17 protein-coding genes and 1 riboswitch are annotated in these 18,783 nt (G+C 68.9%); of the genes, 11 read left to right on the forward strand and 6 right to left on the reverse strand.

Going from position 1 to position 18,783, the window contains the following annotated elements:
• Window positions 1–25: 25 nt before the first annotated feature.
• On the reverse strand, window positions 26–1,423 hold the full coding sequence (locus tag OG817_RS17010; RefSeq protein ID WP_406055784.1) for a YhjD/YihY/BrkB family envelope integrity protein: 1,398 nt from the start codon (window positions 1,421–1,423) through the stop codon (window positions 26–28).
• A gap of 18 nt (window positions 1,424–1,441) precedes the next feature.
• Here OG817_RS17010 and OG817_RS17015 point away from each other — a divergent pair, with 18 nt between their 5' ends.
• Window positions 1,442–3,067, forward strand: coding sequence for an acyl-CoA dehydrogenase family protein (locus tag OG817_RS17015; RefSeq protein ID WP_406055786.1), 1,626 nt, complete (start codon window positions 1,442–1,444; stop codon window positions 3,065–3,067).
• A gap of 26 nt (window positions 3,068–3,093) precedes the next feature.
• Window positions 3,094–3,175, forward strand: a riboswitch (ZMP/ZTP riboswitch).
• 28 nt (window positions 3,176–3,203) lie between these two features.
• The gene (locus tag OG817_RS17020; protein ID WP_406055788.1) at window positions 3,204–4,652 is read left to right on the forward strand and encodes a glycine hydroxymethyltransferase; all 1,449 of its coding nucleotides are present in this window, start codon (window positions 3,204–3,206) and stop codon (window positions 4,650–4,652) included.
• A 53-nt stretch (window positions 4,653–4,705) separates the two neighbouring features.
• On the opposite strand, the gene OG817_RS17025 is transcribed toward OG817_RS17020, so the two are convergent.
• Window positions 4,706–6,259, reverse strand: a complete 1,554-nt coding sequence (locus OG817_RS17025) for an MFS transporter (protein ID WP_406055790.1) — start codon at window positions 6,257–6,259, stop codon at window positions 4,706–4,708.
• Window positions 6,260–6,322: 63 nt separating this feature from the next.
• Here OG817_RS17025 and OG817_RS17030 point away from each other — a divergent pair, with 63 nt between their 5' ends.
• Genes OG817_RS17030 through OG817_RS17040 form a run of 3 tightly spaced genes read left to right on the forward strand, consistent with a single transcriptional unit; the run spans window position 6,323 to window position 8,481 of the window.
• Window positions 6,323–6,793 carry a GbsR/MarR family transcriptional regulator gene (locus tag OG817_RS17030; RefSeq protein WP_406055792.1) on the forward strand — a complete coding sequence of 157 codons (471 nt, stop codon included), beginning with the start codon at window positions 6,323–6,325 and terminating at the stop codon, window positions 6,791–6,793.
• Between the two features lie 60 nt (window positions 6,794–6,853).
• On the forward strand, window positions 6,854–7,447 hold the full coding sequence (locus OG817_RS17035; RefSeq protein WP_406055794.1) for an RNA polymerase sigma factor: 594 nt from the start codon (window positions 6,854–6,856) through the stop codon (window positions 7,445–7,447).
• The gene (locus OG817_RS17040; protein ID WP_406055796.1) at window positions 7,444–8,481 is read left to right on the forward strand and encodes a CU044_5270 family protein; all 1,038 of its coding nucleotides are present in this window, start codon (window positions 7,444–7,446) and stop codon (window positions 8,479–8,481) included. The genes OG817_RS17035 and OG817_RS17040 overlap by 4 nt, the downstream gene beginning before the upstream one ends.
• A gap of 68 nt (window positions 8,482–8,549) precedes the next feature.
• On the opposite strand, the gene OG817_RS17045 is transcribed toward OG817_RS17040, so the two are convergent.
• The 3 genes from OG817_RS17045 to OG817_RS17055 form a co-directional block, all read right to left on the reverse strand.
• Window positions 8,550–10,409 (reverse strand): glycoside hydrolase family 9 protein, encoded by a 1,860-nt coding sequence (locus OG817_RS17045; protein ID WP_406055798.1) that lies wholly within the window; start codon window positions 10,407–10,409, stop codon window positions 8,550–8,552.
• 103 nt (window positions 10,410–10,512) lie between these two features.
• On the reverse strand, window positions 10,513–11,727 hold the full coding sequence (locus OG817_RS17050) for an MFS transporter (RefSeq protein WP_406055800.1): 1,215 nt from the start codon (window positions 11,725–11,727) through the stop codon (window positions 10,513–10,515).
• Entirely contained in the window at window positions 11,724–12,293 is a 570-nt protein-coding gene (locus OG817_RS17055) for an ArsR/SmtB family transcription factor (protein ID WP_406055802.1), read from the reverse strand. Before OG817_RS17055 ends, OG817_RS17050 begins: the two co-directional genes overlap by 4 nt.
• Window positions 12,294–12,702: 409 nt before the next feature.
• On the opposite strand from OG817_RS17055, the gene OG817_RS17060 reads away from it, so the two are divergent.
• From OG817_RS17060 to OG817_RS17085, 6 genes are read left to right on the forward strand one after another with little or no spacing between them, the layout of a single operon-like run.
• A complete protein-coding gene (locus tag OG817_RS17060) occupies window positions 12,703–14,388 on the forward strand; it encodes a nitrite/sulfite reductase (RefSeq protein ID WP_406055804.1) in 1,686 nt (561 codons plus the stop codon).
• Window positions 14,385–14,534, forward strand: coding sequence for a hypothetical protein (locus OG817_RS17065; RefSeq protein ID WP_360439171.1), 150 nt, complete (start codon window positions 14,385–14,387; stop codon window positions 14,532–14,534). Before OG817_RS17060 ends, OG817_RS17065 begins: the two co-directional genes overlap by 4 nt.
• A complete protein-coding gene (locus OG817_RS17070) occupies window positions 14,531–15,217 on the forward strand; it encodes a phosphoadenylyl-sulfate reductase (RefSeq protein WP_360439174.1) in 687 nt (228 codons plus the stop codon). Before OG817_RS17065 ends, OG817_RS17070 begins: the two co-directional genes overlap by 4 nt.
• Before the next feature lie 38 nt (window positions 15,218–15,255).
• Complete coding sequence (cysD, locus tag OG817_RS17075) at window positions 15,256–16,161, forward strand: sulfate adenylyltransferase subunit CysD (protein ID WP_393384783.1); 906 nt, start codon at window positions 15,256–15,258, stop codon at window positions 16,159–16,161.
• Window positions 16,161–17,447, forward strand: coding sequence for a sulfate adenylyltransferase subunit 1 (locus OG817_RS17080; protein WP_396390095.1), 1,287 nt, complete (start codon window positions 16,161–16,163; stop codon window positions 17,445–17,447). Before cysD ends, OG817_RS17080 begins: the two co-directional genes overlap by 1 nt.
• On the forward strand, window positions 17,444–18,241 hold the full coding sequence (locus OG817_RS17085) for a sirohydrochlorin chelatase (protein ID WP_396390093.1): 798 nt from the start codon (window positions 17,444–17,446) through the stop codon (window positions 18,239–18,241). The genes OG817_RS17080 and OG817_RS17085 overlap by 4 nt, the downstream gene beginning before the upstream one ends.
• A gap of 116 nt (window positions 18,242–18,357) precedes the next feature.
• On the opposite strand, the gene OG817_RS17090 is transcribed toward OG817_RS17085, so the two are convergent.
• Entirely contained in the window at window positions 18,358–18,738 is a 381-nt protein-coding gene (locus OG817_RS17090; RefSeq protein ID WP_360439183.1) for a VOC family protein, read from the reverse strand.
• Between the last annotated feature and the right edge of the window lie 45 nt (window positions 18,739–18,783).

Below are 18,783 nucleotides of genomic sequence, written 5' to 3' on the forward strand. Positions count from 1 at the left end.
CCTGGTCCAGGACCGGCTGATGGCGTCAGCGTAGGTCGTCGGTGTCAGTTTGCGCACCGGGTTTTCCGACCGGCTCGGGCTTGCGCTGGGGCGCCGGCCCGGAGGCCGGTTCGGGCTTGCGCTGGGGCGCCGGCCCGGAGGCCGGTTCGGGCTTGCGCTGGGGCGCCGGCCCGGAGGCCGGTTCGGGCTTGCGCTGGGGCGCCGGCGCGGGGGCCGGCTCGGCGACCTCGGTCTTCGGTCCCGGCTCGGCCGCCGGAGCCTTCGGCGGCCGGTCCGTCCGCGGCCGGTCGGTAGGTGGCCTGTCCGTAGGTGACCTGTCCGTAGGCGGCCGCTCTGACGACGGGGCCTTGGGCGGCTGGTCCGCCGCCGGTACGCCGAGGCCCTCGACCTTCCGCGCGACCTCGATCTCCGGCCGCTCCTGCTCGACCGGAGTCAGCGGGTTGTCGTGATGCGGCTCAGACTCCGCCTTCATCACCGGCTCGACCTCGTCCACGGTCTCCTTCGCCGTCTCCGTCACCCGGACCTTGTGCGGCCACAGCCGGTCGACGACCGCGTTCAGTGCCGCGCCGATCAGCACCGCGATGGCGGTCATGTAGAGCCACATCAGTACGGCGATCGGTGCCGCCAGCGGACCGTAGATCGACGTACCGCCGACCGTGCTCTGCAGGATCCAGCGCAGGACGAAGCTGCCCAGGATCCAGATCGAGAGCGCCAGGAACGACCCGGGCAGATCGGAGACCCAAGGCGTCCGAACCGGCACCGACAGGTGGTACAGGGTGTTCAAGAAGCCTGCGGACAGGATCGTGACGACGGGCCAGTACAGCTGGTTCAGGAAGTCGAGGCGGTGCGGCAGCAGAGCCTGTACGGCGTCCGGTCCGGCCAGCACCAGCGGGAGGACGATCACGCCGATCACGAGGGCGGCGCAGTACAGCGAGAACGACAGCGCCCGGGTCCGGACGATGCCGCGCTTGCCGCCCATCCCGTACATGATCGTGATGGTGTCGACGAACACGTTCAGCGCGCGGCTGCCGGACCACAGCGCGAGCACGAAACCGATCGAGATGACGTCCGGCCGGCCGCCGTTCAGGACCTGGTCCAGGGTCGGCACGATCACACCCTGGACGGAGTCGGCGGTCAGCGCCCGGGCGGCCAGTTCGACGATCTGCGCCTTGATGTCGTCGATCGTCTCGACCTCGAAGTACTTGCCGGCGATGTAACCGAGACTTCCGGCCAGCCCGAAAATCAGCGGCGGCAGCGAGAGGATCGCGAAGAACGCCCCCTCCGCCGCGAGACCGGTGACCCGGTAGCGCAGACAGACACCGATGGTCTGGGTGAGCAGCTTCCAGGTCGTCGCGGGGATTTTGCGGACCCATGCCAATGAGAGGGAGCTCCCACCCGCGGGTCTTGCCCCTGAACGTGCCATACCGCTTACCGTACTGACATGGCGGACCCATTCGCGGTAACGAATCAGGCTCCCCCACTCCAGGGGGTGAACTTCTTCACCCGGGACACAGCCCTCGGTGACGCTCTGCGTCCGTACGCCGACCTCGCGGACGATCCCGGGCTGACCCGGATCGGCGAGCTCGCGGGCTCCGAAGAGGCCCTCGCTCAGGCACTCCCGGCGAACCAGAACCCACCGGTCCTGCGCACGCACGACCGGTACGGGAACCGCATCGACGAGGTCGAGTTCCACCCGTCCTGGCACTGGCTGATGGAGCGCGCCGTCGGCTTCGGGCTGCAGGCCGCGCCGTGGACGAGCGACCGGCCCTCCCCGCACCTGACCCGCGCGGCCGGCTTCTACGTCTGGTCCCAGGTCGAGCCCGGCCACGGCTGCCCGATCTCGATGACGTACGCCGCCGTCCCCGCCCTCAGGGCGGACGAACGGCTCGCCAAGGAGTGGGTCCCACAGCTGGCTTCGCGCCAGTACGACGTACGCCGGTTGCCTGCGGCCACCAAGAGCGGCGTCCTCGCGGGGATGGGGATGACCGAGAAGCAGGGCGGCTCGGACGTCCGGGCGAACCTGACCACCGCGACGCCGGCCGGTGGCGACGGTGAATATCAGCTGAACGGGCACAAGTGGTTCTGCTCGGCGCCACAGGTCGACGTCTTCCTGGTACTGGCGCAGGCGCCGGACGGACTGAGCTGCTTCGTCGTCCCGCGCGTGCTTGCCGACGGCAACCGGAACGCGTTTGCCCTGCAGCGGCTGAAGGACAAGCTCGGGAACCGGTCGAACGCGTCCAGCGAGGTCGAGTTCCACGGCACGGTCGGCTACCGCCTCGGCGATGAGGGCGCCGGGGTCCGCACGATCATCGAGATGGTGGCCGCGACCCGGCTGGACTGCGTCCTCGGCTCGGCCGCTCTCCAACGGCGCGCGCTGGTGGAGGCGCTCTGGCACACCCGCCATCGTTCGGCGTTCGGTGATCTGCTCGCCGACAAGCCCGCGATGCAGAACGTGCTGGCCGACCTGGCGCTGGAGAGTGAGGCTGCGACAGCGCTCGCGATGCGGCTTGCGGCGGCGGTCGACGCGTCGACCGACGGCAACGAGCAGGAGGCCGCGTTCCGGCGGATCGGGCTGCCGCTGGCGAAGTTCTGGGTGAGTAAGCGGACGCCGTTCATGGCCGCCGAGGCCCTGGAGTGTCTCGGCGGGAACGGGTTCGTCGAGGAGTCCGGGATGCCTCTGTTGTTCCGGGAGTCCCCGCTGAACTCGATCTGGGAAGGGTCGGGGAACGTGAACGCACTCGACGTACTGCGAGCCCTCAGAAGGCCCGAGTCGCTCGAGGCGTGGTTGCTGGAGGTCGGCGCAGCGCGGGGTGCGGACGAGCGCCTGGACACGGCGGTCAACGACGTACTGCAAGCGCTTGCTGACGTCGAGGGCGCGGAGGCGGGCGCCCGCCGGTTGGCGGCGAGGATGGCGCTCTGCCTGCAGGCGTCCCTGGTCGTCCGGCACTCCACACCCGCGGTCGCGGACGCCTTCGTCGCGTCCCGGCTGGCGAACGACTGGGGTGGAGTCTTCGGCACCCTCCCGCGGACCACGCCGTTCGGCCTGATCACCGACCGCAGCCTCTGACTCTGAGCCGCGGCAGCACGATAGGGTGGCCGCGTCGCGACTGGCGCGCTGAGGTGGAGAACCACCGGGGAGCGAAGACTGTCGGCACCGTGCGCCTGGGTGCCCACGACCCACTGCAACCGCAGGAGAGACAACGATGACTCAACCCTTCGACGCCGCCGCCGCGTCGGCCGCGTACAACAACGCGCTCCAGGTGATCGCCGCGGTGGAACCCACCATCGCCGGCGCGATCAAGGCCGAACTGGCCGACCAGCGTTCCTCGCTGAAGCTGATCGCGAGCGAGAACTACGCCTCCCCCGCCACCTTGCTGACGATGGGCAACTGGCTCTCGGACAAGTACGCCGAGGGCACCATCGGGCACCGTTTCTACGCGGGCTGCCAGAACATCGACACCGTCGAGCAGGCCGCGGCCGACCACGCCACGGCGCTGTTCAACGCCCCGCATGCCTACGTCCAGCCGCACTCTGGCATCGACGCGAACCTGGTCGCCTTCTGGGCGATCCTGGCCCAGCGGATCGAGTCCCCGGCGCTGGCCGAGGCGGGCGCGAAGCACGTCAACGACCTGTCCGAGGAGGACTGGTCCAAGCTCCGCCGGGCGTTCGGTGACCAGAAGATGCTCGGTATGTCGCTGGACGCGGGCGGCCACCTGACCCACGGCTTCCGGCCGAACATCTCCGGCAAGATGTTCCACCAGAGCTCTTACGGCACCGATCCGGAGACCGGGCTGCTCGACTACGACGAGGTCGCCCGCAAGGCGCGGGAGTTCAAGCCGCTGATCCTGATCGCCGGCTACTCGGCGTACCCGCGGAAGGTGAACTTCGCGAAGATGCGCGAGATCGCCGACGAGGTCGGCGCGACGCTGATGGTCGACATGGCGCACTTCGCCGGCCTGGTCGCGGGCAAGGTCTTCACCGACGACTTCGACCCGATCCCGCACGCGCACGTCACCACGACGACCACGCACAAGTCGCTGCGCGGCCCGCGCGGCGGCATGGTGCTGTGCCAGCCGGAGTACGCCGACGCCGTCGACCGCGGCTGCCCGATGGTTCTGGGTGGCCCGCTCGGCCAGACGATGGCGGCCAAGGCGGTCGCGCTGGCCGAGGCCCGGCAGCCGTCGTTCCAGGAGTACGCGCAGGCCGTCGCCGACAACGCGGTCGTGCTCGCGGAGGGCCTGATGAAGCGTGGCGTCAAGCTCGTCACCGATGGCACCGAGAACCACCTGGCTCTGCTCGACGTCTCGTCGTACGGGATCACCGGGCGGCAGGCCGAGTCGGCACTGCTCGACGCGGGCATCGTGACCAACCGGAACGCCGTACCGCGCGACCCGAACGGCGCCTGGTACACCTCAGGCGTCCGGATCGGTACGCCGGCACTGACTACGCGCGGCTTCGGGGCCGACGAGTTCGACCGGGTCGCCGAGTTGATGGTCGACGTACTGTCTTCGACGACGCCGACGACAACGGCCGCCGGTGCACCGTCCAAGGCGAAGTACGTGCTGGCCGACGGCGTCGCCGACAAGGTCAAGGCCGCCTCGGCCGAGATGCTCGACAAGCACCCGCTGTACCCGGGCCTCGAGCTCAACTGACGTCATCGCGCGGCGCCTGCTCTCCCCTCGGGAGCAGGCGCCGCGCTGCTCTGTCAGGCGTCCTGCTTGATGCCCATCAGCGCCTCCTGCGAGGCCTTGGTGGCCTGCTTCGGCATCAGTACGGCGGCCAGTACGGCGCCCACGACCGCGATGCCGGCCGAGACCCACATGGTCGTGTTGAGGCTGGTCATGAACGCGTCGCGTACGTCGCCGAGTAGGTCCGCCGACCCGACCTTGGTCGCGACTGCGAGCCCGCCACCCAGCCCTTTCTCGACCGCGTCAGCCGCCTGTGCCGGCAGGCCGGCCGTGTCCACGTTGTGCCGGTAGACGGAGTTCAGTACCGTGCCGAGGACTGCGACGCCGACGGTGCCGCCAACCTGCCGGAACGCCTGCAGTAGAGCGGATCCGGTGCCGGCCCGCTCCGGGTCGAGCACGCCCAGCGCCGCGTTCATTGCCTGCGGCATCGAGCAGCCGAGGCCGAACCCGACCACCACGAACCAGACCGCGGTGTAGCCGTAGCCGGTGCCGAGATCGGTGAAGGCTCCGAGCAGGAACCCGGCGGCCATCACCAGGAACCCGGCCATCACCACCAGCCGGGTTCCGACCTTCGCCTCAACCGGCTCGGCCAGCTTCGCCCCGACCGTCATCCCACCGATGAACGGCAGCAGCTTGAGGCCGGTGTGCAGCGCGTCGGACCCGTTGATGCCCTGGAAGTACTGCGGCATCGTGAAGAGCAACCCGAAGATCGCGAACACCGACACGGTGAGCAGCACCGCCCCACCGGTGAACACCTTCTCGCCGAACAGCCGCAGCTCGATCAGTGGGTCGGAGTTCCGCCGCTGCCAGAGCAGGAAGACGGCAAGGAGTACGACGGCCACCGCCAGGAAGAGCACCGTGGTCCCGTCGGTCCATGAGGTCTCCCCCGCCTTGGTCACCCCGTACACGAGCGAGGCCAGGCCGGCGCTGGAAAGCAGGATGCCGAGCCAGTCGATCGCCGGCCGGCGCGAGCTGCGGGTCTCCGGGACCAGCAGGTTGACAGCGATCGCGGCGATCAGCGCGATCGGTACGTTCAGGTAGAAGATCCACTGCCAGCCGGCGTGGTCCAGCAGCAGGCCGCCGACGATCGGGCCGAGCGGCATACCGATGCTGTTCGCCACGACGAAGAAGCCGATCGCCTTCTTGCGCTCGACCTCGGTGGGGAACAGCACGGTGATCAAGGACAGCGCGACTGGCACGATCATCGCGGCGCCGACGCCGAGGAAGGCCCTGGCGCCGATCAGCTGGCCGGCCGAGTCGGACAGCGCACAGGCGAGCGACGCCGCGCCGAACAGTGTCAGCGCGATCGCGATGATCTTGCGGCGCCCGAAGCGGTCGCCGAGCAGACCGGCCGGCAACAGCAGCGCGGCGAGAACCAGGTTGTAGCTGTTCGCCATCCACTGCAGCTGACTGGTCGACGCGTCGAGGTCGGCGGCCAGGGTCGGCAGCGCGACGTTCAGCACGGTCGTGTCGAGGCCGAGCACGAGCACGGCCAGGCAGAGTGCGAAGAGGACTCCGAAGCGGCGGGCGCCGGTGAGCGTCGGCCCTTCGGCAACGGAGGAGGTGGTCATGCCCAGCAAATTATCAGATATTTGTGATAGTTGCGATAGATCAAATTACTGTAGTCTTCAATCATGGCGCCCGAACCCACTCCCGAAGAGGTCGGCCAGTTCGTCGAGCGCTTCGCCGGCATCCTGGCGAACAGTGGCGTCCCGACCATGTCGGCCCGGGTGATGGGCCGGATGCTGGTCAGCCCGACCGGGACGATGACGGCCGCCGAGCTGGCCGAATCGCTGAAGATCAGCCAGCCCGCAGTGTCCGGCGCGGTCCGGCAGCTGATCCAGGTCTCCTTCATCACCCGCGAGCGGCAACCCGGCTCACGCAAGGACCACTACCGGATCCGCGACGACGTCTTCGCCGCCATCCTCGAACGGCGCAATCTCGCGCTGAGCGAATGGGAGTCCAGCAGCCGCTCCGGCGCGGAGCTGTTCGGCCCCGGCAACCCGGTCGGCCGCCGCCTCTCCGAAGCCGCCGACTTCTTCGCCTTCATCCACGCCGACATGGACCAGATGATCAAGAACTGGCGCGCCGAACATCCCCGCTGAACGCTCCTTTGATCGGCTGTAATCGTTTGTTGTGATCGGCAATAGACGGGTGTGGAACCGATGACCGAGCCCACCGGGGCCGATCTTGAGCAGCTGTATACGGAGCACTATCGCGCGATCCTGCGGTACGTCGTACGCCGGATCGGGGATGCCGACGAGGCGCACGACGTGACCGCGGACGTGTTCCTGACGGCGTTGAGGCGGCGGACGGATTTGCCACAGGACCGGGCGTTGCCGTGGCTGTACCGGGTCGCGGCGAACGTGCTGGCCGATCGACGGCGCAGTCGGCAGCGGTCGACTGCCGCATATCAACGCGCCGGCAACGACCTCGTGACCAGGACCGGACCGCCCGCGGATGAGCGGCTCGAGTGGTACGACCAGCTGGCCGGGACTTTGGCTGCTCTACGGACACTGAGCGCGGCCGACCAAGAGGCGCTGATGCTGGCGGGCTGGGAGGAACTGCGTGGCGCCGATCTCGCGACGGCACTTGGTTGCTCGAGGGCGGCCGCGGCGGTTCGGCTGCACCGCGCGAGAGCTCGGTTGAAGACGGCGCAGGCGCAGTACGACCACCGCGCGCGGAGCACCCAGGGACGGTCGGCCGGTTCCACGGTCGTGCGAACAGCTGAGTCCAAGACGCAGGGAGAACGTTCATGAACACCAACGACCTCGATACCCTGAAGCGCGTCGACCCGGCGTCCGGGATCCCCGATTGCCCGCTGACAGGTCGCGAACTGGCGGGACTGCAACGGATCGCGACCCGGCTGGCGGCGGAGGAGCACGTTGCTCCGGTCAACGGCGTACGGGCGGCCGACGTGCTTGCCCGTCGTGGAAAGGTACGGCGGCGCGCGGTGCTGGTCGGCGTGGCCGGGGCCGTGGCGGTCGCGGGCGCGGGGGTGGTGGTCGTCGACCCGTTCGGGTCGGGTGGGGTCGCGATGGCGGCGACTCCGCCGTTGCTGGATGCCGAGCTCGCGCAGGGCCGGCCGGGCAAGGCGGCGCTGGTGGCGCTCGCGGCGACGGCGGCCGCCGACAAGACGCTGCCGGGCGACGCCGGGTCGCACACGGTGCGGCTGCAGGCGTGGAACCTGTCGACGGCCGTCGACAGTAAGGAGCGGGTCACCTCGGCGATCATTCCGGAGGACGTGAGCCTGACGTGGAACAGCGATCTGTCCGGGCACCTGGTGGTCAGGACCGGGCAGCCGTACTCCCCGGATCCGACATCTCACAAGGACTCGGTCGGCAAGCCCGGCAGGGTGAAAGGTGAGCAGTCGTGGGCGCCGGGGAGATACCAGCCGATGTACCGCTATCCGCTGCCGAGCGACCCTGCACGGCTCTTGGCGGTGCTGAAGATCGGCCACGACATCGACGCCAACGGCCCCGGCCAGCTGGCCGGCGCAGTCACGGACCTGTACCGCGAGGCGACGCCGGCCCCAGCGGTACGCGCGGCGGTGCTCAAGATCCTCGCCGATCACAGCAACGCGGTATCGCTGGGCGCGATGACCGACCGGAGCGGCCGCAAGGGCCGGGCGTTCGCGGTCGACAGCAGCTACGGCGGCCTGCCGAACCGGCACGTCCTGATCTTCGACCCCAGGACCGGCCGCCTCTGGGCCGACGAAACAGTCCTGACAAAAACCGCCGGGCGTCTGAACGTCCGGATCCCCGCCGTGATCAGCTACAAGCTCTACCTGTAGACGGGGCGGCTGGGTGCACCGGCGAGCGCGCGGGGAGAGGTGCGCGCGTCGCCGGTGCGGGGAGGGGACTACGTGGTCAGCGCGTAGACCGCGATGGCTGCGAAGTCGTCGGCTGGTTCGGAGGCTTGCCAGGAGCGGACGTCGTCGACGTACCGGGAACCATGACCAGTGAACTGAGCGTACTGATCGACACCGTCGGCCGGGCACGGGTTCATACCGTCCAGATGATCACCCAGACCTTCCTCGAACAGCTCCTCCGAGTTCGGCCCGTTCACGACCGCACCCGTGAGCTCGCGCCCGAGAATGTTCGCGATCTGGTGGTGCGGGCACCGCTCGGCGTTCTCCCCCACGCCGACCATGAACGACACACCCCACGCGTTGGCGCCGAAGTTCCAGTCGAGCTGCTGCGTACCGAAGTCGTCGTACCGCCGGTCTCCCGTCACCTGCCGGTACAGATGCGCGGTAGCCGCCAGCCCGAAGGTATGCGGTACGGCGTCGAAGTTGTCGTACTGCGCCCCAGCGCGGAACGGATCCGCGGACGCCCGCTCCGCCCCGATCTCCAGCTGCGCACGCAGATCATCAGCCAGCTTCTTCACCAGCGCACGATCCGATCGGTTGGCCCGGATCAGGTCCGCATGCGCCAGCGCGCTCACGTCATACAGGTTGAGCGTGTCGCCGCCGGCCTCGTGCTCGATGTACTGCCCAGCCCAGTAGCCGGCCTGCTTCAACCACGCGCGCCCTCGTGGATCGCGGAGGCGCTGCGCGGCAAGCGCCAGCTCGGTGGCACCCAACTCGAGGTCATCCCGCCACGCCGACTCCGGGTAGAACGCGAATGGCAACGACGTGACCAACTGCCCGGCGTTCTTCGTCTGAGCCTGAGCGAAGATCTGCGCCGCAGTCTCGAGATGACGGCGAGCCTTGGCCGGATTGGTCCGCGCCTCGACCTGTGCAGCAAGAGCGAACGCCGCAGCAGTACGCCCCGCCAGATTCGGGCTGATCGGCTGCCCGGGCGCCGCGGCCCGGAACACCGGCCGGTTGCGCAGGAACCGCTCGGACGGATCGGTCAGGTGATCGTCGACCTCCGGCAGCCGCCAGATGTCGTGGTCGCCGATGAAGGTCTCCTCGACGTTGCCGGTGCCGATTCCGACCTGGATGTAGAGCGTCTTCGTCCGCTCGTCCCACATCTTGTCCAGCCAGTCCAGACCGTGCCGCGCCTCGGCCCGCACCTGCTTGTCCGGCTTCCGCGCGTCCCGGGCCGATGCCCACAGCAACGACTCCGAGTACGCCGCGATGTGCGTGAACTTCAGGTAGTCGCCGGCGTCGTACCAACCGCCCTCGACGTCGACCGGCCCACCGATCCGCTGCAGCTCACCGACGGTCTGATCGGTGTCGGGATCGACGAACACCGGCCAGTCGTAGACCTGCGCGGCCCGGTCGTTCAGGTGCGCCGGCTGCCGCCCGAGCGAACCCGGTACGACGTTCGCGCCGTCACGCTGCTCGGTGAAGAACGTGACCGCCTTGTCCTTGGCAGCGGTCAGCATCCGGTTGCTGTTCGCCCGGATCTCGAACGCCGCCGACGACGCGACCCCGGGCACCTCGACCCGGTAGGTCCCCGGCACCTTCAGCGCGGACAGGTCCAACTGGTACACATGCTGGTACGTCGCATTCCACTCCCCCGCGTCACCGCCGACGCGCCCGGTCAGCACCCTGTGCCCGTGCCGGTCGACCACCTGGAACGTCTTCCCGGCCGCCGCGTCCCGCGTCATCACGTACGCCGCCTTGCCGTCCAAGGCGCCGTACCCGAGCTGACTCACCCGCACCACCCCGCCGGACGCGGCAGCGGACACCGTACGCACCGGCCCCACCACCAATCCCGCGGCCAATCCCGCGGCCATGACGATCGACCCCACCCGGCGCAACGACCTCACGAGCGACTCCTCCCACCCGACCAGCAACGTCGACCCGACCAATAGGAAAGTTTCCTGTTGATTTTGTCGGAAGGTAGCGCAGTCCCCCGCCGGAGTACAGAGTTCAGCGTCCTACCCGGACGACCGCCCAGACCATCAGCGCAGCGAAGGCCGAACCGATCACCACACACGCCACCGAGATCCCCGCCAGCGTGATGAACGCACCGAAGGCGACCATCGCGACCGGCATCAGGCCTTGGTCGGACAGATGCACGATGCTGAAGCTCCGGCCCAGGTACGACGCGTCGACCGACAACTGGAACACGGCCGACAACTGGGCGGACGCGATCCCGGCCGTGCTGCCGATCATCACCATGGCCAGGAAGATGCCGGCCCGCGGCATCACACCGATCATCACGCAGCCGGCCGCCTGGAAGATCAGCGCGATCAGCCCGCTGCGGGCAAGGTTCGCCGGCTTCCAGCGCATCGCGACGATCGCACCGGCCGCGGCCGAGATCCCCGAGACGGCCTCGAACCAGCCGAGCGCGGTCGGTCCCCACCCGTCCAGATGCGTCCGCTGCACCAGACCGACCGCCAGCACCGGGCCGACGCAGAGGTTCAGCCCGGAGAACGCGATCACCAGCGTCCGCGCCTTGGCGTCGCGGCCGAGGTAGGCGAAGCCCTCCTTCAGGTCCGCGCGGATCGACGTACCGGTGGACGCGGGTTGTGGGAGCCGCGGCTTCACCAGGAACGCCAGGACAGCCGCGATCACCGCGAACGACACCGCGTCGACGAGCATCACTGTGACCAGGCCGCCGTGCGCGACCAGCACGCCACCGAGTGGGGCCCCGACGAAGATGGCGAGGCGGACCGCCAACTGGTTGCCGGCCATCAGCTTCACCTGGTCGTCCGGCTGCACCATCCGGCGCGGCAACGTCCCGGCGGCCGGCGTGTAGATCGCGTCGACCACGCCGAACGCCACCGCGATCGCGAGCAGCAACGCCAGGGACAACCCCCACATCGAAGCGACCAGGGCGCCCACGGTCAGGACGACGATCCGGCCCAGATTCGCCAGGACCATCACCCGGCGTCCGTCGATACGGTCGGCGAGCGCCCCGCCGAACAGCAGCACCAGCGCCTGCGGAAGCGCGCCGATACCCATCACGAGTCCGGCGCCGGCCGGCGTCGTGATCTGCGCGGCGCTCCAGGCCAGACCGACGTACCAGGCCATGTCGCCGACCTTCGAGACGGCGGCTGCGAAGATCCAGGCGTGCACCTGGGTGTCCCGGCGCAGCGGCGGGAACACGACGGCGGGAGCAGTGGGCGGAAGCTCGCTCATGGCCGGGCCGGCACCGCGTGAGCGAAGAAGAAGACCCGGTGGGCGTCCTCCCCCTCGGACGGTTCGTCGTAGTACTCGCGGACCAGAACCTCGATCCGCTCACTGAGCTCGTCCAGCCGCTCGGGCGTCAATGTGAGCCATCTCTCGGTCGCGTACGCCGCCCGCACCCAGGACTCGTCGAACTGGTACCTGATGTCGAACCACTGCCGCACCTTGCCGACGTGATGAGCGAGGTTCTGATCCTCGGCCGTGGCCGCGACCAACTCGCCGGCCGGGTCGCCCTGGGCATCCGCGATGGACCAGGAGTACGACGACGTCTCGCCGAGCCTCCACCACCGTTCCCGCCGGTTCTTGGCCAGCTCGGGGGCCTCGACGATCACCCCGGCCGCGCTCAGAACCTTGAGGTGATGGCTGATGTTGCCGACCAGTTCACCGGTGGCCTCGGCCAGCCGGGAGGCGGTCGCGGGGCCGTCGACATAGATGATGTCGAGCATCCGGCGGCGGAGCGGATGGTGGATCGCGGCGAGTACGGACGGTGTCACCGACCGTCGGTTGGCGGGTGTCATGGGCAGCACGCTAGCTTCCACAAGAATTCTTGTGCAAGAGTTCTTGTGGAACAGATCCGGAGCCCGAAACAATCTCCATCAGACTGGTAGACATAGCCGTATCGTGAGACCGGCGCTCAGGATGTGGGATTGTGGGTTGATTTGTCAGCCGCTGGAGCTGACTCTTGTGGACATGCTCGCTGCCCAGTCCACCCACCTCGTAGGTCGCATTCATGTCGACCTCGGGCGGATGCGCAGCGCCATCTGTTGTCCTTCGATGTTCTGACAGCGACCCCGCCGGGCCCGATGACGGCCCCTGATCACCCCCGATCACCGCTGGGTGCGCACCGCGCGGAACGCATCGAACCGACGACGCTTCGATCTCGCCGCCTGCGGACGCACCTGTCACGAGGACTAGGACACGTTCCCGATGACTGGCGTCACCTCAGCTCCCCGCAAACCGGCCCGCCCGCGCAAGGGCAAGGGCGAAGGACAGTGGGCCCTCGGCTACCGCGAGCCGCTGAACAAGAACGAGGAGAACAAGAAGAACGACGACGGCCTCAATGTCCGGGCCCGGATCGAGAACATCTACGCGCACACCGGCTTCGACTCGATCGACCCGGCCGACCTGCGCGGACGGTTCCGCTGGTGGGGGCTGTACACCCAGCGCAAGCCCGGGATCGACGGCGGCAAGACCGCGACGCTGGAGCCCGAGGAGCTGGACGACCGCTACTTCATGATGCGGGTCCGGGTCGAGGGTGGCCAGCTCAGCACCGAGCAGCTCAAGGCGATCGCGGAAGTCTCGACCGACTACGCGCGCGACTCCGCCGACATCACCGACCGGCAGAACATCCAGCTGCACTGGATCCGGATCGAGGACGTGCCGGCGATCTGGCAGAAGCTGGAGTCGGTCGGCCTGTACACGACCGAGGCCTGCGGCGACGTACCGCGCGTCGTCATCGCCAGCCCGGTCGCCGGGATCGCGGCCGACGAGATCATCGACCCGACGCCGGCCATCGACGAGATCGTCGACAAGTACATCGGCTCCTCGGAGTTCTCCAACCTGCCGCGCAAGTTCAAGACCGCGCTGACCGGTCACCCGTCGCACGACGTCGTACCTGAGGTCAACGACATCGCGTTCGTCGGGGTGGTCCACCCCGAACACGGGCCGGGCTTCGACCTGTGGGTCGGCGGTGGATTGTCGACGAACCCGATGCTCGCGCAGCGGCTCGGCGCCTGGATCCCGAGCGACGAGGTCGCCGAGGCCTGGTGGGGTGTCACCAGCATCTTCCGCGATTACGGCTACCGGCGGCTGCGCAACCGGGCCCGGCTGAAGTTCCTGGTCGCCGACTGGGGTGTGGAGAAGTTCCGCGAGGTGCTGGAGGAGAAGTACCTCAAGCGGAAGCTGATCGACGGGCCCGCGCCTGAGATCCCCGCCGTCCAGGGTGACCACGTCGGCGTTCACAAGCAGAACGACGGCAAGTACTTCGTCGGCGTCGCGCCGGTGGTCGGCAGGGTCTCCGGTACGTCGCTCGGCAAGGTGGCCGACGTGGTCGCGGCGCACGGGTCGAACCGGATCCGTACCACCGCCCAGCAGAAGCTGCTCGTACTCGACGTCGAGGAGTCGCAGGTCGACTCGCTGGTCGCCGCGCTGCACGCGCTCGGCTTCCAGGCCAACCCGTCGGCCTGGCGGCGGAACACGATGGCCTGCACCGGCATCGAATTCTGCAAGCTGGCGATCGTCGAGACCAAGGCGCGCGCCGCCCAGCTGATCGACGAGCTGGAGGAGCGGATCCCGGAGCTCGACGTACCGATCACCGTGAACGTCAACGGCTGCCCGAACTCCTGCGCCCGGATCCAGGTCGCCGACATCGGCCTGAAGGGTCAGCTGGTCCGCGATGCCGAGGGCAACCAGGTCCCGGGCTACCAGGTCCACCTGGGCGGCGGCCTCGGACTGGACGCCGGTTTCGGCCGGAAGCTGCGCGGCCACAAGGTCACCTCGGCGGATCTGGCCGACTACGTCGAGCGGATCACGCAGAACTACCTGAAGGAGCGCAACGAAGGCGAGCGCTTCGCCCAGTGGGCCACCCGAGCGGACGAGGAGGCACTCCAATGAGTGAGCGCGCTGCACCGCTGTACTGCCCGTACTGCGGGGACGAGGACCTCCGGCCGGCGGAGGACGGGCACGGCACCTGGGAGTGCCGGCCGTGTGCACGGGTGTTCCAGCTGAAGATGATCGGACTGCGGGTGGCGGTTGAATGAGTACAGATCTGAAGACGCTCGCCGAGGAGGCGAACGAACGACTGGGCGACGCCACGGCGCTCGAGGTGCTGGCGTGGGCACGGGAGACCTTCGGTGACGAGCTGGTGGTGACCGCCTCCATGGCCGACGGTGCACTCCCCCACCTGGCGGCCGAGGCGGCTCCCGGTGTCGACGTACTGTTCCTCGACACCGGCTACCACTTCGCCGAGACGATCGGGACCCGGGACGCGGTCGCGGCGACGCTGCCGATCAACCTGATCAACGCGCTCCCGAAGCAGACCGTCGCGGAGCAGGACGCGGAGTACGGCGAGAAGCTGCACGACCGCAACCCCGACCAGTGCTGCGCGCTCCGCAAGGTCGAGCCGCTGAACCGGTACCTGTCCGGCTACAAGGCCTGGGTGACCGGCGTACGGCGCGAAGAGGCGCCGACGCGGGCCAACACACAGATCGTCGAGTACGACGAGAAGCGCGACATGGTGAAGCTCAACCCGATCGCCCCGTGGACGCAGGAGGATCTGGACAGCTACATCAGCGACAACGGCGTACTGGTCAACCTCCTGCAGTACGACGGCTACCCGTCGATCGGCTGCGAACCGTGCACCCAGCGCGTCGCACCGGGCGAGGATCCTCGCAGCGGCCGTTGGGCCGGCCAGGGAAAGATCGAATGCGGGCTCCACACATGACCGCCATCATTGACGCCCCGGAGGCCATCCTGACCACCATGAGCGCCACTCAGACAGTCACCGAGCTGGATGCTCTGGAGAGCGAGTCCATTCACGTGTTCCGTGAGGTGGCGGCGGAGTTCGAGCGGCCGGTGATCCTGTTCTCCGGCGGCAAGGACTCGATCGTGATGCTGCACCTGGCCCGGAAGGCGTTCGCGCCGGCCGGTGTCCCGTTCGCGCTGCTGCACGTCGACACCGGGCACAACTTCCCCGAGGTGCTCGCGTTCCGCGACGCCACGGTCGAGTCGCTCGGGCTGCGGCTCGAGGTGGCCAGCGTCGAGGACTACATCGCCGACGGCCGGCTGCGGGAACGCTCGGACGGGACCCGGAACCCGCTGCAGACGATTCCGTTGCTGGACGCAATCAACGGGCACCGGTTCGACGCGGTGTTCGGCGGCGGGCGGCGGGACGAGGAGCGGGCCCGGGCGAAGGAGCGGATCTTCAGCCTGCGCGACGAGTTCGGCCAGTGGGACCCGCGCAACCAGCGACCCGAGCTGTGGTCGCTCTACAACGGCAAGCACCGCCCGGGTGAGCACGTCCGGGTGTTCCCGCTGTCCAACTGGACCGAGCTGGACGTCTGGAACTACATCGAGCGCGAGCAGATCCCGCTGCCGGACATCTACTACGCGCACCAGCGGGACGTGTTCGAGCGCGACGGCATGTTGCTTGCCGTCGGCCCCTACTCGCAGCCGCGCGAGGACGAGACGGTCGAACGCCGGGTGGTCCGCTACCGCACCGTCGGTGACATGTCCTGCACCGGCGCAGTCGCCAGTACGGCGACATCCGCGGCCGAGGTCGTCGTCGAGGTCGCGGCCAGCGAGCTGACCGAGCGCGGCGCGACCCGTGCCGACGACCGCGTCAGCGAAGCCGCGATGGAAGACCGCAAGCGAGAGGGGTACTTCTGATGACCACGCTCCTCCGCCTGGCCACCGCCGGCTCGGTCGACGACGGCAAGTCCACGCTGGTCGGCCGCCTGCTGCACGACTGCAAGGCGATCCTGGCCGACCAGATCGCCCACGTCGAGTCCGTCTCCGCGGCCCGCGGCGGTGACTTCGACTTCGCACTGCTCACCGACGGCCTGCGGGCCGAACGCGAGCAGGGCATCACCATCGATGTCGCCTACCGGTACTTCGCGACCGAGAAGCGCAAGTTCATCCTGGCCGACTGCCCGGGCCACGTGCAGTACACCCGCAACACCGTGACCGGCGCGTCCACCGCGGATGTGGTGATCATCCTGGTCGACGCGCGGCACGGCGTACTCGAGCAGACCCGCCGGCACCTGGCCGTCGCCGGACTGCTCCGGGTGCCGCACGTCGTACTCGCGGTGAACAAGATCGACCTGGTCGGGTACGACGAAGCCGTGTTCACCGGGATCGCGAAGGACGTCGCGCAGCTCGCCGACCAGCTCGGGATCGCCGATGTCCAGGCCATCCCGGTGTCCGCGCTGGTCGGGGACAACGTGGTCGACCACTCGACCGAGACCAGCTGGTACGACGGGCCGACGCTGCTGGAGTACCTGGAGAACGCGAAGGGCCGGATCGACTCCTCCGACCAGCCGCTGCGCTTCCCGGTCCAGTACGTGATCCGGCCGCAGACCGACGACGAGTACCGCGACTACCGCGGTTACACCGGCACCGTTGCCTCCGGCACCGTTGCGGTCGGCGACCCGGTGATCGTGCTGCCCGCCGGTCGCCGTACGTCGATCGCCGGCATCGACCGGCCCGTGGTCACCGCCACCAGCACCGCGGTCGCCGAGCGGCCGTCGGCGGTTGCCGGTGAGGCCGTGACCGTCCGGCTGGCCGACGACATCGACGTCGCCCGCGGCTCGGTCATCGTGGCCGCCGAAGCCTCCCCCGGCACCCGCCGGGAGGTCGCAGCGACGGTGTGCTGGCTGTCCGACCGCCCACTGACGGTGGGCGCCCGGGTGCTGATCAAGCACACCACCACGACCGCCCAGGCGATCGTCACCAAGATCAACGGGGCGCTGGACCTCGACTCACTCGGCGTCATCGATGCCACCGAGCTGGGCCTCAACGACATCGGCAAGGTGCAGCTCAAGGCAGCCGCACCGCTGGCCGCCGATCCGTACTCCAGCAACGCCATCACCGGATCGTTCCTGCTGATCGACGCCCACGACGGGTGGACGCTCGCGGCCGGCATGATCGACGACGAAGAAGGGGAACTGCTGTGACTGCTCCAGCGCTCGTGATCCTCGCCCACGGCAGCCGCGATCCGCGTTCGGCCGCCACCGTCCACGGCCTCGTGAAGTGCCTGCGTGACCTGCGCGACGACCTGCGGATCGAAGCCTCCTTCCTCGACCACTGCCCGCCCACGCCGTACCAGGTCATCGGCAAGCTCGCCGCCGAGGGCGTGGAAGAGGTCGTCGTCCTGCCGCTGCTGCTGTCGTCGGCGTACCACGCCCGGGTGGACGTCCCGGCCGTCGTCGACGAGGCGCGCAGCCGGTTCCCGGACCTGCGGATCATCGCTTCCGACGTGCTCGGGTACGACGAGACGCTGCTCGACGTACTGGATCGCCGGATGCGCGCCGAGCTCAAGGACGGCCGGGTGCGGGAGCTGGACGCGCTCGTGCTGGCGTGCGCTGGGTCGAGCGACTCGCAGGCGAACGCGAGCGTGACGCGGCTGGCGCGGTTGTGGGGTCAGCGGCACAAGCTGCCGGTCACCGCGGCCTTCACCGCTGCCGCCTCGCCGTCGCCGGCTGAGGCCGTGCTGCAGTGGCGGCTCGAGGGCCGCCGTCACGTGGCCGTCGGTTCGCTGTTCCTCGCGCCTGGCGTCCTGCCGGACCAAGCCGAGTCCACCGCTCGCCGGGCCGGTGCCGTCGCGGTGTCACGGCCGCTGGGTGTGAGTGCTGAGGTCGCCCGGCTGGTGCTGCTGCGCTACGGCGTGGCCGGCCTCGACCTGCTGACCCTGGCCCCGGTCGCGCGCCCGACAGTGATCAGCCGCCCGGAGCTCGTCCGCACCGCCTGATCAACCGCCGCGCTACGGATCTCAGCCGAAGCGCAGCGGATCGATGAAGGAGACGTCGGCGTACGGCGTCTCCTTCGTCATGAGTTGGCGACCAGTCGCCGAGTCATGCTCGGCGGTCACCGGCTCTGCACCAGTTGAATCGGATTTCCGTCGGGATCCGCGATCCACGCGATCCGCAGGCTGCTGAGCCAGTCGTGTGGCGCGGACAGCGACGCACAGCCGGCCGCGGTCAGGCGGGCGAACTCGCCGTCGGTGTCCTCGCACCAGAGCACGAGCTCGGCGGCCCGGCCGGTGAGATCCGGTGAGAGACCGTGGTCCTTGCGTGCGGAGGCGACATCGGCGATGCCGAGGTTGAAGCCTTCGAGGACCAGTTCGACGTGGATCGGATCGCCCTCGGGCGGGTGCTGGAAGCGTTGCGCGAAGCCGAGGCCGAGGTAGAAGTCGCGCAGCACCGGGAGCTGCTCGGAGTAGAACGTGATCTGGGGCGCCCTGAACATGCCCCCGATCCTTTCACGAGGCCTGGCGGAGATAGCGTGATATCT

Origin of the sequence: Kribbella sp. NBC_00889 (assembly GCF_045207705.1) — a bacterium.
Classification (GTDB): Bacteria; Actinomycetota; Actinomycetes; order Propionibacteriales; family Kribbellaceae; genus Kribbella.